Below are 15841 nucleotides of genomic sequence, written 5' to 3'. Positions count from 1 at the left end.
CCGGTGCCGGGGGCCGCCTGCTTCCGCCGGAGTCCGGCCTTCCCAGCCTAACTAAGATTCAACTATTTCGCCGGTGGCCATGTTCACGGCGGGAGCCGCTTCAGCCGCATTGGCCAGTGCTGCCTGCACGGCAGCGGCCATTGAAGGACCGATACCGGGGACTTCAAGCAGCTGCGCCGTGTCGGCCTGCTTGAGCCTGCGCACCGACCCGAAGTGCTTCAGCAGCGCCTTCTGCTTGGCGGGGCCCAGTCCCGGGACAGAGTCCAGGATGGACGCCGTCATGGATTTGCCGCGCTTCTGCCGGTGGAACGTGATGGCGAACCGGTGCGCTTCGTCCCGGATCCGCTGCAGCAGGAACAGGGCCTGGGAGGACCTCGGCAGGATCACGGGGAAGTCACTCTCCGGAACCCACACTTCTTCAAGCCGTTTGGCCAGGCCCACAACGTAGACGTCGGTGATACCGAGGTCTGCCAGTGCGCGGGACGCCGCGGTGACCTGGGGTTTGCCGCCGTCGACCACTACGAGATTGGGCGGATAGGCGAACTTTGCCTTGGGCGGTGCCGTGAGCGTGTCCGCCAGCGGGTTCTCCGGGTTCCCGCCCGCCGCTTCGGTCTTCGGCTCGGCATCGGGAACCGCGGCGGCAGGATCGAAGTTCTCGGCAAGGTAGTGCTTGAACCTGCGGGAGATGACGTCGTACATCGAGGCGGTGTCGTCCCGGGCAGCTTCGCCGGTGATGGAGAAGCGCCGGTAGTCGGACTTCTTCATCAGCCCGTCTTCGGCAACCACCATGGACGCCACCACGTTGGTGCCCTGAACGTGGGAGATGTCATAGCACTCGATGCGCAGCAGCGGCACCGGCAGGTCCAGCGCCTCCTGCAGCTCAGAGAGCGCTGCGGAGCGGGTGGTTAGGTCTCCGGCCCGGCGGCTCTTGTGCAGCCGCATGGCATCTTCGGCATTGCGGGTCACGGTCTCCAGCAGGGATTTCTTGTCCCCGCGCTGCGGAACCGAGATCTTGACCTTGGATCCGCGCAGTCCGCGGAGCCACACCTGCAGCTCTTCGGCGTTGTCCGGCAGGACGGGCACCAGGACCCGGCGTGGAATGCGGTCGGACATGGCTGCTTCACCGTAGACCTGCTGGAGGAGATGCTCCACGATCTCCCCGGTGTCCATGTCCTCCACCTTCTCCACAACCCAGCCGCGCTGTCCCCGGATCCGGCCGCCGCGGACGTGGAAGACCTGGATCGATGCTTCCAGCTCGTCCTGGACCATGCCGAAGATGTCCGCGTCGGTGTCCTCGGAGAGAACCACGGTGTTGCGTTCGAAGACCTTTTTCAGTGCGGCAATGTCATCGCGCAGCCGGGCAGCGGATTCGTAGTCCAGTTCCGCGACGGCGGCCTGCATCTGCTTCTCCAGGTCATGGATGAAGCGCTTGCCTTCCCCGGACATAAAGGAACACAGCTCTGCCGCCAGCGCACGGTGGTCTTCGGCGCTGATCCGTCCTACGCACGGCGCTGAACACTTGTCGATGTAGCCGAGCAGGCAGGGACGGCCGGTGCGTTCAGCGCGTTTGAAGACACCCGCACTGCAGGTGCGGACCGGGAAGACGCGCAGCAGGGTATCCAGCGTCTCCCGAATGGCCTTGGCGGGATAGAACGGGCCGAAGTAGCGGGTGTCCTTCCGCCGGTCTCCGCGCATCACCTGTGCGCGCGGGTACTTCTCCCCCATGGTGACCGCCAGATACGGGTAGCTCTTGTCATCCCGGAACATGATGTTGAACCGGGGATTGAACTCCTTGATCCAGGTGTACTCGAGCTGCAGCGCTTCGAGTTCAGTGCCAACCACGGTCCATTCAACGCTGGTAGCGGTGAAGACCATGGCCCGGGTCTTGGGGAGCAGCTGGCCCGGACTTGCAAAGTAGGAGTTCAGCCGGGACCGGAGGTTCTTCGCCTTGCCTACGTAAATTACCCGGCGGTGCTCATCGCGGAAACGGTACACCCCGGGTTCGGTCGGGATCTCCCCCGTCCGGGGCCGGTAAGTTGCTGGATCTGCCACTTTTCCATCCTACGGCGCAGTCCCTGCACCAGGCTGCGGAGTTTCGCCGCACGCGCAAACCCGGTGCCTAGGCTCCGTCGGGCTTGTTTTGGTTGTAGCTGGAAGCGCGCTCCTGGCCGGAGAGTTCAGCGATGGCGTCCATGACCTGGTCGGTCACCCGGCGCCGTTCGGGGAGGGCATGCCGGGGCCCGGTCTTGGAGAAGTAGAGCGGACGTCCCACCGACATGGTGAAGGAATGCGGTTTGACCCACTTCCTGCCGGCCGGCTGCAGCCGTTCCGTCCCGATCAGTCCCACCGGGACCACCGGCGCACCTGAGGTCAGGGCCAGCCAGCCGACGCCGGTGCGGCCGCGGTAGAGCAGGCCGTCACGGGAACGGGTTCCTTCCGGATAGATGCCGATTCCGCCGCCGGACTCCAAGACGTCCAGGAGGGACTTCAGTGCTGCGACGCTGGCTGCCTGCTGGTCCCGCTCCACCGGGATTGATCCAACGCTCTCAAAGAAGTTCCGCATGGCGGCGCCTTTGAGCCCCGGCGTGGTGAAGTACTCTGCCTTGGCAAAGAACCCAACCCGGCGCGGCATAAGTGCCTGGATGAGGACACTGTCCAGGAAGGACAGGTGGTTTGCGGCGACAATGAAGGGGCCGGTGGTGGGAACGTTCTCCAGCCCGGTGATCTTCGGCCGGCACATTTTGATCAGTCCGCGTGTGCTGGACCGGGTGAGGTTATACAGTCCCATGGGCACCTGCCCGGTCTGCGGCCGCGTAGACGGCTTGGGGCAGCTCGTGCGCGGAATGCACGACGGCGGCGGCACCGGCAGCTTCGAGCTCTCCGTCGGGTGCGAAGCCCCAGGCCACACCGATGCAGGGGACGCCGTTCGCAGTGCTTCCATGCACGTCGTGGGAACGGTCTCCCACCATGACCGCGGCAGAGTATTTCCCCGCGTGCGCGTCAAGGGCAGCGCGGATGATCGAAACCTTCCCGTCCGGGGCAGCCAGCCGTTCGTCGGCAGGTGAGCCGTGGATGGAGTCGAAAAGGCTGTCCAGCTGCTGGACAGCCAGGAGCTGCCGCGCGATCGGTTCGGGCTTTTGGGTGGCTACAGCCACCAGTGCTCCGGCATCCCTGAGTTCGCTGACAACCTCTGCAATACCCGGATACGGCCGGCTCTCGGCCATGCCGGTCTCCCGGTAGCCCGCGCGGTACCTGGTGATGACGGCGTCGAGCAGGTACTCCGGGACCCCGGCGATCGATATGAGGGATTCTTTAAGTGCCGGCCCGACCATCCGCTGCAGTTCCGCCTCCGCGGGAACCGGGAGACCTGTGGCTGCCAGCGCCGAGGCTATGCCTCCGGTAATGCTGCCTGCAGGATCCACAAGGGTGCCGTCGAGATCGAAGAGGACCAGGAGCCGGGAATCAGTCACCGGCCAAGTTTCGCACAGAGAAGCCGCACGGGCGTAAATACGTATTACCGGCTCGGAATATGTTTGGATCCTCCCGGGCACGGCAACTGCCCGCCTGGATCTCCAGACGGGCAGTTGCCGTTGTTCGGTCCCGGCACCAATGCCGGATTTGGCGCCCTAGAGGATCTCTGCGAGGAACCTGCCGGTGTGGCTGTCCGGGGACTTCGCCACCTTCTCCGGCGTGCCCGAAGCCACAACCATGCCGCCGCCCGTGCCGCCGTCGGGTCCCAGGTCAATGATCCAGTCCGCACTCTTGATGACATCAAGATTGTGCTCGATCGTGATCACGGTGTTGCCCTTGTCCACGAGTCCCTGCAGCACGAGGAGCAGCTTGCGCACGTCCTCGAAGTGCAGTCCGGTCGTGGGCTCATCCAGCACATAGACGCTGCGCCCGTTGGAGCGCTTCTGCAGCTCGGCAGCAAGCTTTACGCGCTGTGCTTCGCCGCCGGAGAGGGTGGTGGCAGGCTGGCCCAGCCGTACGTACCCGAGTCCGACGTCAACGAGTGTGTTGAGGTGCCGTGCGATGGGTGCAAAGGCTGCGAAGAACTCCGCCGCCTCAGCAATCGGCATGTTCAGCACCTCGGCAATGTTCTTGCCCTTGTAATGGACCTCCAGGGTTTCGCGGTTGAAGCGGGCTCCGTGGCAGACCTCGCACGGAACGTAGACGTCCGGGAGGAAGTTCATTTCGATCTTGAGGGTGCCGTCGCCGTGGCAGGCCTCGCAGCGGCCGCCCTTGACGTTGAAGGAGAACCGTCCCGGCAGGTAGCCGCGTACCTTAGCCTCGGTGGTCTCAGCGAAAAGCTTGCGGATGTGGTCGAAAACGCCCGTGTACGTGGCCGCGTTGGAGCGCGGGGTGCGTCCAATCGGGCTCTGGTCCACGTGGATTACCTTGTCCAGGTGCTCCAGTCCGTCCACTCGGGTGTGCCGGCCGGCAACATGCTTGGCGCCGTTGAGCTTGCTGGCCAGGACCCGGTAGAGGATGTCATTGATCAGAGTGGACTTGCCGGACCCGGAGACACCCGTGACCGCGGTGAATACGCCCAGCGGCACGTTCACGTCGATGTTGCGCAGGTTGTTCTCCCGGGCGCCCACAATCTTGAGCTGCCTGGACTTGTCCACCTTCCGGCGCTTGGCGGGAATCTCGATCTTCCGCCGGCCGGAGAGGTAGTCGCCGGTGATGGACCGGGTGTTGGTGAGCAGCTCGGACAGCGGTCCGGAGTGGACGATCTCGCCGCCCTTTTCCCCGGCGCCGGGTCCGACGTCGACAACCCAGTCCGCTTCATGGATCGTGTCTTCGTCGTGCTCCACCACAATCAGGGTGTTGCCGAGGTTCCGGAGCCGGGCCAGCGTCTCGATCAGCCGCCGGTTGTCCCGCTGATGCAGGCCGATCGACGGTTCGTCCAGGACGTAGAGGACACCGACCAGGCCGGAACCGATCTGCGTTGCCAGGCGGATGCGCTGTGCCTCACCGCCGGACAGCGTCGCGGCGGGCCGGTCCAGCGAGAGGTATTCAAGTCCCACGTCAAGCAGGAACGTCAGGCGTGCATTGATTTCCTTGAGGACCTGCTCGCCGATCTTGGCTTCGCGGTCCGTGAGTTCAAGGTGCTCAAAGAAGTCAGCCGCCTCGCGCAGCGGCATGGCGCTGGCCTCGGCGATGTTCCGCTTGTTGATCAGGACGGACAGGGACGCCGGGTTGAGCCGTGCGCCGCCGCACTCCGGGCAGGCAATTTCGCGCATGTACTCTTCGTACCGGTCGCGTGAACTCTCCGACTCGGTTTCGGTGTGCTTGCGCTTGATGTACCCAATCACGCCCTCGAAGCCGGTGGTGTACTTGCGTTCACGGCCGAAGCGGTTGCGGTACTGGACTACGACTTTGTGGTCCTTGCCGTGCAGCACGGCTTCGCGTGCCTTGGCGGGGAGTTTCTTCCACGGCACGTCCATGGAGAATCCCATGTCCTTGGCAAGGCCGGCCAGGAGCCGGTTCCAGTATTCGGTGGTGGCGGTGCCCATGGACCACGGGGCGATGGCACCGGCGGCCAGGCTCAGGTTGGGGTTGGGGACTACGAGTTCCTCGTCGACTTCCAGCCGGGACCCGATGCCGGTGCACACGGGGCAGGCCCCGAACGGGTTGTTGAAGGAGAAGGAACGCGGCTCGATCTCATCGATGGCCAGCGGATGCTCGTTGGGGCAGGCCAGGTGTTCAGAGAAGGCCCGGGTGCGCTCGGGGCTGTCCTCCGGCAGGTCCACGAAGTCGGCCAGGACCCTGCCCTCAGCCAGCGAAAGTGCGGTTTCCACGGAATCCGTGAGGCGCTGGCGGATGCCTTCCTTGGCCACCAGGCGGTCGATGACCACCTCAATGGTGTGCTTGTACTGCTTGCCCAGCTTGGGCGGATCGGAGAGCTGGACCAGATTGCCGTCCACCTTGGCGCGGGAATAGCCCTTTGCGGCCAGGTCCTTGAACAGGTCTACGAACTCGCCCTTGCGGCCCCGGACCACCGGCGCCAGGATCTGGTAGCGGGTGCCCTCTTCGAGTTCCAGCAGCTGGTCAGTGATTTGCTGCGGGGTCTGCCGGCTGACGGGCTCGCCGCATACCGGGCAGAACGGGGTACCCACGCGCGCCCAGAGCAGGCGCATGTAGTCGTGGATTTCCGTGATGGTGCCAACCGTTGAGCGCGGGTTGCGGCTCGTGGACTTCTGGTCGATCGAGACCGCCGGAGAAAGTCCTTCAATGAAGTCCACGTCCGGCTTGTCCACCTGGCCCAGGAACATCCGGGCATAGGAGGAAAGGGATTCAACGTAGCGGCGCTGGCCCTCGGCAAAGATCGTGTCGAAGGCAAGTGAGGACTTCCCCGAGCCGGACAGGCCCGTAAACACGATCATCGCGTCACGCGGGAGATCAAGGTCCACGTTCTGCAGGTTGTGCTCGCGCGCACCTTTCACTACCAGGCGTGAGAGATCGCCGGCGTGGTGCGGATTGTGGCCAGAAGTCAGTGAAGTCGCGGTAGACACGCTTTCCACTCTAGATCAATCCGGATTCGAAGACGTATTCGAGAGCCGGTGTGTTCACCGCTGGCGTAGGGCTGCTTCCACGAAGGCCAGGGCATCCTTGTGGCTCACGCCATTGGCGCTGACGGTTTCGGCGAAAACCCGTGCGGCTTCCGCGACACGGCGGCGGCCGTTGTCCCCCGCCGCTGCCACAACAGTGCCGGCCCTGGAACGGGTGGTGACCACCTCGGCGTGTTCAAGTTCCCGGTAGGCACGCGCTACCGTGTTGACCGCCAGGCCAAGCTGGGCGGCCAGGGTACGCACCGGCGGGAGTCGGGTCCCTACCGGAAGGCTGCCGTCGTTTGCCGCATCGAGGATCTGCAGCCGGATCTGTTCAAACGGGGGCACCGAACTCGCGGTATCGATCCGCACCCAGGAGAGCACGCCGTCGTTCATGCCACCGCTTTCTTGTCCGCCTGCCCGTCCGCCGCTGCGGCCGGGTCCGGTTCCATCTTGCCATGGCACTCCAGGGCCGGTGCGGGAGGCGGGGCTATTCCGGTGCGTCCGCGGCGGCAGCAGGTTCGCTGAACTGGGACTGGTACAGCTGGGCGTAGAACCCGCCTGCCTCCAGGAGTGCGGTGTGGGTTCCCTGCTCAACGATCTGCCCGTCCCGGACCGCCAGGATGACGTCCGCGTCCCGGATGGTGGAAAGGCGGTGGGCAATGACGAAGCTGGTGCGCGCTTCGCGGAGAGCTCCAAGGGCAAGGCGGATGGAGACTTCAGTGCGTGTGTCCACGGAGCTGGTTGCCTCGTCCAGGATGAGGATGGCCGGGTTGGCAAGCCAGGCACGGGCGATGGTGATGAGCTGGCGCTGGCCCTGGCTCAGCGATCCGCCGTCGGAGGCAAGCACCGTGTCATAGCCATCCGGCAGTGACCGGACAAAGTGGTCCACGTGTGTTGCCTTGGCGGCGTCGATGATCTGTTCCTCGGTGGCGTCCGGCGCCCCGTAAGCCAGATTCTCCCGGATCGTGCCTTCGAAGAGCCACGCGTCCTGGAGGACCATGCCGATGCTGCGGCGGACGTCGTCGCGCTTCATGGACATGGCGTTCACGCCGTCGATTGTGATTTCGCCGGAATCAACGTCGTAGAAGCGCATCAGCAGATTCACCAGTGTGGTCTTGCCGGCACCCGTTGGGCCCACGATGGCAACCGTCTGGCCGGGCTTCGCTTCGAAAGAGAGGTCCCGGATCAGCGGCGCCTCGGGGCTGTAGGAGAACGAGACGTGCCGGAACGCCACGTCGCCGCGGACCCGGCCAAGCCGTACCGGGTCCTTGGGGTCGGGCGCGATCTCCTTCGCATCAAGCAGGGCGAAGACCCGTTCCGCCGAAGCGAGTCCGGACTGGAGCATGTTGATCAGCCCGCCAAGCTGGCCCAGGGGCTGGCTGAACTGCCGGCTGTACTGGACGAATGCCTGCACTCCGCCAATTGAAAGAGTGCCGCCGGCAACCTGGATGCCGCCGACCACCGCTACCAGTACATAGTTCAGGTTGGAGATGAAGGTCATGGTCGGCATGATCACACCGGAGACAAACTGTGCCCGGAAGGATGATTCATAGAGGCGTACATTGCCGGGCACAAAGCCGGCCACAACGCGTTCCTGCTGGCCGAATGCCTTGACCACGTCCTGGCCCGTGAACATTTCCTCGATATAGCCGTTCACTTCGCCGGTGGTCTTCCACTGGGCTTTGAACTGCACCTGCGAGCGCCGGGCGATCAGGATGGTCACCAGGGCAGAAACCGGCACCGTCAGCACGGCGATCAGTGCAAGCAGGGGGGAGATCCACAGCATCATGCCCAGAACGCCCACAATAGTCAGCACGGACGTGATGACCTGCGTAATGCTCTGCGACAGGGTCTGGGCCAGATTGTCGATGTCATTGGTGACCCGGCTCAGCACATCGCCGCGTGACTGCTGCTGGAAGTGGGACATCGGCAGGCGGAAGAGCTTGGCATCCACGTCCCTGCGCAGCCGGTACATCGCGTTCTGCACTATCCGTGCGGTCACCCTTGCCTGCACCCAGCCAAAGAAGAACGAGGCGAGGTAGATGGCAAGCACTCCGGTCAGGAGCGCGCCCAGTGTGCCGAAGTTGATTCCCTCCCCCGGTATGGCGTCCATGGCGGCGAGCATGTCTGCCAGCTGGCTCTCCCCTGATGCACGCAGTGCCTCCACCTGGGCTTCCTTGGAAACCCCGGGGGTGAGCGACGCTCCGATCACGCCGTCGAAGATCACGTTGGTCGCATCGCCGAGCACCTTGGGTGCAGTGACCGCGAGCGCCACTGAAACGACGCCGCAGAGCAGCACCGCCGCCACCCGCCACCGGTCCGGGGACAGCAGCCGCAGCAGGCGGGCCGATGAGGCAGCGAAACTGGCGGGCTTCGCGGCGGGGGCCCCGCGTCCGTGCATGCTCACAGTGCCTCCTCCGGGGTGTACTGGGAGGAGACAATCTCCCGGTAGGTGGGACTGGTTTCCATCAGCTCAAGATGACTGCCGATCCCGGCAATCCTTCCTTCGTCGAGGACGACGATCCGTGCGGCGTCGGTAATGGTGTTCACCCGCTGGGCGACCACCAGCACCGTCGCGTGGGCCGTGCGCTGCTTCAGGGCTGCCCTGAGCCGGGCATCCGTGACGAAGTCCAGGGCAGAGAAACTGTCATCGAAGAGGTAGATGTCCGGACGGACCACCAGTGCCCGTGCGATAGCCAGGCGCTGCCGCTGGCCTCCGGAGAAGTTGCCGCCGCCCTGTTCCACCTGGTGGTCCAGGCCTCCCTCTGCGGCCCGGACAAAGTCTGCCGCCTGGGCTATTTCCAGTGCTTCCCAGAGTTCCTCTTCCGTGGCGTCGGGCTTGCCGAAGCGCAGGTTCGAGGCAATCGTTCCGGAAAACAGGTGTGCCCGCTGTGGAACCAGCCCAATGCCTGCGCGCAGGGAATGCAGTGTCACACCGGCAGTATCCTGCCCGTCCACGCTGATGGTCCCCTCGGTGCGGTCGAGCAGGCGCGGCACCAGGTTAAGCAGGGTGGACTTGCCGGACCCCGTGGATCCGATAATCGCCGTGGTCTGCCCCGGCTCCGCTTCGAAGCTGATGTCCCGCAGCACCGGGTCCTCAGCGCCGGGGTAGGTGAAGCCGACCCCCGTGAACACCAGCCTGCCGCCGTCGTAATCGAGCTCGCGGGCGCCCGGGGCGTCCTGCACACTGGTGCGGGTGTCCAGGACCTCGTAGATCCGTTCAGCGCAGACCGCAGCACGCGGGAGCATCATGATCATGAACATGGACATCATCACCGCCATGAGGATCTGCATGATGTAGGCGATGAAAGCAGTCAGTGCACCGATCTGCATCTGGCCGGCATCGATCCGGAAGGCGCCGAACCAGACGACGGCCACGGTGGCCAGGTTGGCGACCAGCATCGTGGCGGGGAACAGCAGCGCCAGGTACTGGCTTACCCGCAGCTGGGTGCCGGTGAGCTCCTGGTTCGCGCTGTCAAACCGCTGCGTCTCGCTGCGTTCGCGCACGAACGCGCGGATGACGGCGATTCCCATGATCTGTTCGCGCAGCACACCGTTGACCCGGTCGATCTGCTTCTGGGCCCTGCGGAACAGCGGCACGAGCCGGCGCAGCACCAGCCCGATGATCACCACCAGGACCGGAAGAATCAGCAGCAGGATCCCGGAGAGGGGAATGTCCTGGTTCAGGGCCAGCAGCACTCCGCCCACGCCCATGATGGGAGCGGACACCATCATGGTCATGGTCAGCAGCAGGGACATCTGCACCTGCTGCACGTCATTGGTGGTCCGGGTGATCAGCGACGGCGCTCCGAACAGACCGACTTCCCGCCCTGAGAACGTCTCCACATTGGTGAACAGCGCATTGCGCACGTTGCGTCCGACCCTCATGGCCGTGCGTGCAGAGTAATAGGTGGCCGCCACCGAGCAGACCACCTGCGCTGCCGTGACAGCAAGCATCCAGCCGCCAATGGACATGATGGCGGCGGTGTCCCCGCGGACCACACCCTGGTCGATGATGTCCGCGTTCAGCGTGGGCAGGAACAGTGTGGCAGCGGTCTGCAGGAACTGCAGGATGACGACGGCGGTGACGGCACCCTTGTACGGTGCCAGGTTTTCGCGAACGAGCCGAAGAAGCACTTATCCTCCCGGTACTGCCGGGACGTTCCGGCTCCATCTGAACGTACGCCCGGCACTGCTGTGCGGGCAAGGCACATCCGGACACAGCGGTTCTGCAGCGGGCCGGGCGGCGCCGCCCCTTAGACTGGCGCCATGTTGGATACGAAGAACGTCTCGATTCGCAGTGCATCCGTAGGCTCCATGGACAACAACGTGTATGTCCTCACCGCCAGGAACTCAGGCGCCCAGGTCCTGATCGATGCGGCCGATGATTTCCCGCGCATCCGGGAGCTGCTCGACGCCGGTGCGGCTGATCTCTACGGCGGCCACACTGAAGCCTCCGTCCGGATGATCATTACGACCCACAGCCACTGGGACCATGTACGCGCGCTCGCCGATGCCGCCGCCGCCACCGGGGCCCGCACAGCGGCCGGAACAGAGGACGTCCCGGACATTGAGGTGCCAACCGAGGTTCCGCTCTCCCACGGGGACGTCCTGGACTTCGACGGCTTTGACCTGGAGGTCATTGCCCTGCGGGGACACACCCCCGGTTCCGTGGCGCTGGTCTACCGGGACCCGGAGGGCCCGGCACACCTGTTCACGGGTGATTCACTCTTTCCCGGAGGAGTGGGAAACACCCAGAAAGATCCGGAGCGCTTCAACTCGCTCTTCACCGATGTAGTCGAACGTATATTCGAGAAGTTCCCCGATGACACCCTGGTCCATCCCGGGCACGGAGCCGGCACCACCCTCGGCGCCGAGCGTCCGCACCTGGCAGAGTGGAAGGAACGGGGCTGGTAAGCGGCCTATGGAAGACAGGGCGTTGACCCCGTTCCACTGACGGTCCTACGCTCCGAGGGGGCCTGCCGGACCGACTGGGAGCGTACAGCCATGGCCAATCCAGCGTCGACTGACTCCGCCGGGCGCCGTGCGCCCGGACAGATCGGGCTGGTGGCCTGCGTGGCCTTCGGCGTGGGCACCACGGTGGGCGGCGGGGTCTTCGCCCTGTCAGGCGCTGCACTCAACCTGGCAGGACCCGGTGCGGCACTCAGCTATATCCTCGCCGCCACCGTGCTGGTCACCGCACTGAACCTGGGCCCGACGTCGCTGGTTGCCCGGGCGGAAACCTGGATTGTGGGCATCAAGCTGGCGAAGGTACCCCGCGCCATAATGCTCACCACCCTCGTCTCAGCCGCGGTGTATCTGGGTACCGTGCTCGCGATGTCGGCCAGCGGCATCATCTCTTTCAGCGCCACCGGGGTTTCTCAGGCCGCCGAGAATGTCATGGGCGCCTGGGGAGGCCTGCTGGTGGCCTTTGCCGCCTGCCTCTCAACCCTCTCAGGCGCCAACGCCAACGTCCTCGGGGCCTCCGAGATCATGCTGCGCATGGTTGCCCGCGGCGACGTCCCTCCGGCTTTGGGAAGGCATACCAGCCACGGACATCCCTACGTGAGCGTGCTCCTGCTGGGAGTCATCACCGTGCTGCTGGTGGTCCTGCGCGACACCACCTTCGTGGTCTCAGTGGCCAACGTGGCTGCAATCATTGCCATGATCGTAGTGAGCGCGGCGGCGGCCGTACTGGGCTTCCGAAAGTGGCCGGGCGAGGGAGCCCGGCTGCCCCTGGGGCCGGTCATCCCACTTCTGGCGGTGCTGGCTGCAGCCAGCCCCTCAACACGCCGCTGATGAAGGCTGCCCGTACCGGAGCCGCACTGCCGGGCAGTGGCCGCCGATACCGTGTGCGAAGACTCCCGCCCGAAGCCTAGGCGGTGATACCTTTCCTGCCCACCATGAAGATCCGCCTAAACGGCAGCACTGTCCCCCAGCTGTTCGCTGGATATGCCTCCCGCAGCAGGGCACCGTATTCGGTCTCGAAAGCGGCATAGTCCTGCGGGTCAAGTGCTGCCATTACCGGACGGAGTGCTGTTCCGCGGACCCAGTCCAGGACAGGGTCCGGCCCGGTAAGCACCTGCTGGTAGCTGGTCTCCCACACATCCGCTTCCAAACCTGCCTCCACCAGCAGCTCAAGGTACTGCGCGGGCTCCGCGACTGAATCCCCGCCCCGCAGCACGCCTGCGAGCGCGGGACTCCACCGCGGGCTCCCGGCAAGCTCCCGCATCAGCGCATGGGACGGGGCATGGAAATTGCCCGGCACCTGGACCGCCAGCCAGGATCCCGGATCCACTTCCTTAGCCCAGCGTGCCAGCAGGTCAGTGTGTTCCGGGACCCACTGCAGCGCGGCATTGGAGAGCAGCACCCCACGGCCCGGGGACGGTTCCCAGTCCTGGATCTGCCCCTGTGCGAAGCCCAGGTTGCCGGCCGAGCGCGGCGCGGCCTCGCGGATCATGTCTTCCGAGGAATCGATCCCGGTGACAGACGCTCCCGGCCAGCGGTCGGCCAGGACTGCGGTGAGCGCTCCGGTGCCGCAGCCGAGGTCCGCCACCCATTCCGGTTCCTCCGCCCCAATCCGGGCGGCAAGATCAAAGAACGGCCGGTCGCGGTAGCTGGAGAACTGTGTATAGCGTTCGGGGTCCCATTTCATGGGCGCGAGCCTAGCAGTGCTGCTCCTGTCCGGCAGCGAAACACCACGGCCGGGGGATTTTCCGCTGCGGGCTAGGCTGGTAGGTGAGATGAAACTACTTGATCAGCTGCCCGCCGCAGCCGCCGGCACCAAAACCATCGATCCTGACGAGATTTACACCTCCTTCCTGGAGTGGGTGGAGTCCCGGGGCATGTCCCTTTACCCCGCCCAGGACGAAGCCGTCATGGAACTGGTCACCGGGAATAACGTCATCCTGGCCACGCCCACCGGATCCGGTAAATCCATGGTCGCCATCGCCGCGCACTACTACGCCATGGCAATGGACGAGCGCAGCTACTACACGGCCCCCATCAAGGCACTGGTCTCGGAGAAGTTCTTCGCGCTCTGCGACATCTTCGGGGCTGAAAACGTCGGCATGGTCACCGGCGACTCCTCGGTGAACAAGGATGCCCCGATCATTTGCTGCACCGCGGAGATCCTGGCCAACATTGCCCTGCGCGAAGGTGCGGACGCGGATATTGGAACCGTCATCATGGACGAGTTCCATTTCTACTCCGACCCGCAGCGCGGCTGGGCCTGGCAGGTGCCGCTGCTGGAGCTGCCGCAGTCCCAGTTCCTGCTGATGTCCGCCACCCTTGGCGACATGACCCGGATCAGCACCGACCTCTCCAAGTCCACCAACCGGGATACGGTGACGGTGACCTCGGTGCAGCGGCCCATCCCCCTGCACTACTACTACGTCGAAACCCCGGTGCAGGAATCCCTTGAGGAACTGCTAGCCACCAAGCAGGTGCCGGTCTACGTGGTGCACTTCTCCCAGATCGAGGCGATCGACCGGGCCCAGGCCCTGATGAGCATCAACGTCTGCACCAGGGAGGAAAAGGACCGCATCGGCGAGCTGATCGCGGGATTCAGGTTCGCCCCGGGCTTCGGCAAGACCCTCAACCGCCTGGTCCGGCACGGAATTGGGGTGCACCACGCGGGCATGCTGCCCAAATACCGCCGCCTCGTGGAGCAGCTGGCCCAGGCGGGGCTGCTCAAGGTTATCTGCGGCACCGACACCTTGGGCGTCGGCATCAACGTGCCCATCCGCACGGTCCTGATCACGGCGCTCAGCAAGTACGACGGCGTACGCACCCGTCCGTTGAACGTCCGCGAATTCCACCAGATCGCCGGACGCGCCGGGAGGGCGGGCTACGACACCGCCGGCACCGTGGTGGTACAGGCGCCGGAACACGTGATCGAGAATGCCAAGGCAATGGCAAAGGCCAAAGCCAAGTTCGGCGATGACCAAAAGAAGCTGCGCCAGGTAACCAAGAAGAAGCCGCAGGCCGGTTTTGTGTCCTGGGGCGAACCTACGTACAAAAAGCTGGTGGAGGGCACTCCTGAACCCCTGACCTCCAGCTTCAACGTCACCCACGCCATGCTGCTGAACATCCTGGAGCGCCCCGGGGACCCGTTTGCCGCGGCCAAGAAACTGCTCACCCACAACCACGAGACGCGTGCTTCCCAGCTCCGCCTGATGCGCAAGGCGCTTGGCATCTACCGGGAACTGAAGACGGCGGGCATCGTGGAGAAGCTCCCCGAACCGGACGCCGACGGCCGCACTGTACGGCTGAAGGTCCACCTGCAGCCTAACTTCGCACTGAACCAGCCGCTTTCCCCGTTCGCCATGGCTGCACTTGAGATCCTCGACCCGGAGAGCCCCTCGTACGCCCTCGACGTCGTTTCCGTCATTGAAGCCACCTTGGAAAAGCCGCGTCAGATCCTCTCCGCGCAGGAAAAGAAGGCCCGCGGCGAGGCAGTGGCTGCCATGAAGTCCGAGGGCATTGAGTACGAGCAGCGGATGGCCCTGCTGGAAGACGTTACCTATCCCCAGCCGCTGGCGGAGCTTCTGTTCCAGTCCTTCGACGTCTACCGGTCCTCCGCTCCCTGGCTTGGCGACTTCGAACTCACGCCAAAGTCGATCGTGCGCGACATGTACGAACGCGCCATGAGCTTCAGCGAATACGTGGCTTTCTATTCCCTCGCCAGGTCCGAGGGCGTTGTGCTGCGCTACCTGGCGGACTGCTACAAGGCGCTGCTGCAGACCGTTCCGCCCGAAGCGCTGAGGGAAGACCTTTCGGACATCATCGAATGGCTCGGGGAACTTGTCCGCCAGACGGACTCCTCACTGCTGGATGAATGGGAAGAGCTGGCCGCCGGAATCGATTCCTCCGCGGGAAGCGAACCCGTGCTGCCCCCCGCCCCGGAAAAGCTCACCGGCAACACACGGGCCTTCCGGGTCATGGTCCGCAACGAAATGTTCCAGCGGGTCAAGCTCTTTGCCGACGAGGACGACGCCGCCCTCGGTGCCCTGGACGGGGGATCGGGCTGGGATGCAGACAGGTGGGCCGGTGTCCTGGACGACTACTTCGAAGAGCACGACGACATTGACGACGGCCCCGATGCCCGCGGCCCGCAGCTGCTGATCATCAAGGAGCTCGCGGACAAGTGGGAGGTCCGGCAAATCTTCAAGGATCCTGCCGGGCATCTGGACTGGGGCATCAGCGCGGAAGTCGACCTGGCAGCTTCGGACGAGGCGGGGTCCCCCTTAATCCGGGTGATCCAGGCCGGGCGGCTGGACTAG

General features: G+C 64.8%; 11 protein-coding genes. 3 read left to right on the top strand and 8 right to left on the bottom strand.

Annotated features, from left to right (window positions below):
* Positions 1-51: 51 nt before the first annotated feature.
* The 7 genes from uvrC to FYJ28_RS01730 form a co-directional block, all read right to left on the bottom strand.
* Positions 52-2052: an excinuclease ABC subunit UvrC gene (gene uvrC / locus FYJ28_RS01760; RefSeq protein WP_326831441.1), complete on the bottom strand. Its 2001-nt coding sequence runs from the start codon at positions 2050-2052 to the stop codon at positions 52-54.
* A gap of 67 nt (positions 2053-2119) precedes the next feature.
* Positions 2120-2788 carry a lysophospholipid acyltransferase family protein gene (locus FYJ28_RS01755; RefSeq protein ID WP_055241197.1) on the bottom strand — a complete coding sequence of 223 codons (669 nt, stop codon included), beginning with the start codon at positions 2786-2788 and terminating at the stop codon, positions 2120-2122.
* Positions 2775-3470 (bottom strand): HAD hydrolase-like protein, encoded by a 696-nt coding sequence (locus tag FYJ28_RS01750; protein WP_326831440.1) that lies wholly within the window; start codon positions 3468-3470, stop codon positions 2775-2777. The genes FYJ28_RS01755 and FYJ28_RS01750 overlap by 14 nt, the downstream gene beginning before the upstream one ends.
* 156 nt (positions 3471-3626) lie before the next feature.
* Positions 3627-6518, bottom strand: coding sequence for an excinuclease ABC subunit UvrA (gene uvrA / locus FYJ28_RS01745; protein WP_404319949.1), 2892 nt, complete (start codon positions 6516-6518; stop codon positions 3627-3629).
* A 54-nt stretch (positions 6519-6572) separates the two neighbouring features.
* The gene (locus FYJ28_RS01740; RefSeq protein WP_055241201.1) at positions 6573-6950 is read right to left on the bottom strand and encodes a GntR family transcriptional regulator; all 378 of its coding nucleotides are present in this window, start codon (positions 6948-6950) and stop codon (positions 6573-6575) included.
* A 94-nt stretch (positions 6951-7044) separates the two neighbouring features.
* Positions 7045-8958, bottom strand: a complete 1914-nt coding sequence (locus FYJ28_RS01735; protein ID WP_154578203.1) for an ABC transporter ATP-binding protein — start codon at positions 8956-8958, stop codon at positions 7045-7047.
* A gap of 2 nt (positions 8959-8960) precedes the next feature.
* Positions 8961-10694 carry an ABC transporter ATP-binding protein gene (locus FYJ28_RS01730; RefSeq protein WP_055241206.1) on the bottom strand — a complete coding sequence of 578 codons (1734 nt, stop codon included), beginning with the start codon at positions 10692-10694 and terminating at the stop codon, positions 8961-8963.
* A 132-nt stretch (positions 10695-10826) separates the two neighbouring features.
* Here FYJ28_RS01730 and FYJ28_RS01725 point away from each other — a divergent pair, with 132 nt between their 5' ends.
* Together FYJ28_RS01725 and FYJ28_RS01720 are read left to right on the top strand one after the other, a co-directional pair.
* Positions 10827-11474 (top strand): MBL fold metallo-hydrolase, encoded by a 648-nt coding sequence (locus FYJ28_RS01725; RefSeq protein ID WP_055241208.1) that lies wholly within the window; start codon positions 10827-10829, stop codon positions 11472-11474.
* A 90-nt stretch (positions 11475-11564) separates the two neighbouring features.
* Positions 11565-12356 carry an amino acid permease gene (locus tag FYJ28_RS01720; protein WP_154578066.1) on the top strand — a complete coding sequence of 264 codons (792 nt, stop codon included), beginning with the start codon at positions 11565-11567 and terminating at the stop codon, positions 12354-12356.
* Positions 12357-12432: 76 nt separating this feature from the next.
* Here the strand turns inward: FYJ28_RS01720 and FYJ28_RS01715 are convergent, their stop codons facing one another.
* Positions 12433-13212, bottom strand: a complete 780-nt coding sequence (locus tag FYJ28_RS01715; RefSeq protein WP_154578065.1) for a trans-aconitate 2-methyltransferase — start codon at positions 13210-13212, stop codon at positions 12433-12435.
* A gap of 88 nt (positions 13213-13300) precedes the next feature.
* Here FYJ28_RS01715 and FYJ28_RS01710 point away from each other — a divergent pair, with 88 nt between their 5' ends.
* The gene (locus FYJ28_RS01710) at positions 13301-15841 is read left to right on the top strand and encodes a DEAD/DEAH box helicase (protein WP_154578064.1); all 2541 of its coding nucleotides are present in this window, start codon (positions 13301-13303) and stop codon (positions 15839-15841) included.

The organism is Arthrobacter sp. BL-252-APC-1A, from assembly GCF_009696625.1.
Taxonomy (GTDB): domain Bacteria; phylum Actinomycetota; class Actinomycetes; order Actinomycetales; family Micrococcaceae; genus Arthrobacter_B.
The sequence above is the reverse complement of the archived record's forward strand: the minus strand, read 5'-3'. Positions and strand labels throughout refer to the sequence as shown.

Excerpts from the sequence above, each read along its gene's own strand:
- FYJ28_RS01725 (WP_055241208.1), top strand. The coding sequence starts at position 10,827 with ATGTTGGATACGAAGAACGTCTCGATTCGCAGTGCATCCGTAGGCTCC.
- FYJ28_RS01740 (WP_055241201.1), bottom strand. The coding sequence starts at position 6,950 with ATGAACGACGGCGTGCTCTCCTGGGTGCGGATCGATACCGCGAGTTCG.
- FYJ28_RS01720 (WP_154578066.1), top strand. The coding sequence starts at position 11,565 with ATGGCCAATCCAGCGTCGACTGACTCCGCCGGGCGCCGTGCGCCCGGA.
- FYJ28_RS01735 (WP_154578203.1), bottom strand. The coding sequence starts at position 8,958 with ATGCACGGACGCGGGGCCCCCGCCGCGAAGCCCGCCAGTTTCGCTGCC.
- FYJ28_RS01710 (WP_154578064.1), top strand. The coding sequence starts at position 13,301 with ATGAAACTACTTGATCAGCTGCCCGCCGCAGCCGCCGGCACCAAAACC.
- FYJ28_RS01755 (WP_055241197.1), bottom strand. The coding sequence starts at position 2,788 with ATGGGACTGTATAACCTCACCCGGTCCAGCACACGCGGACTGATCAAA.
- FYJ28_RS01715 (WP_154578065.1), bottom strand. The coding sequence starts at position 13,212 with ATGAAATGGGACCCCGAACGCTATACACAGTTCTCCAGCTACCGCGAC.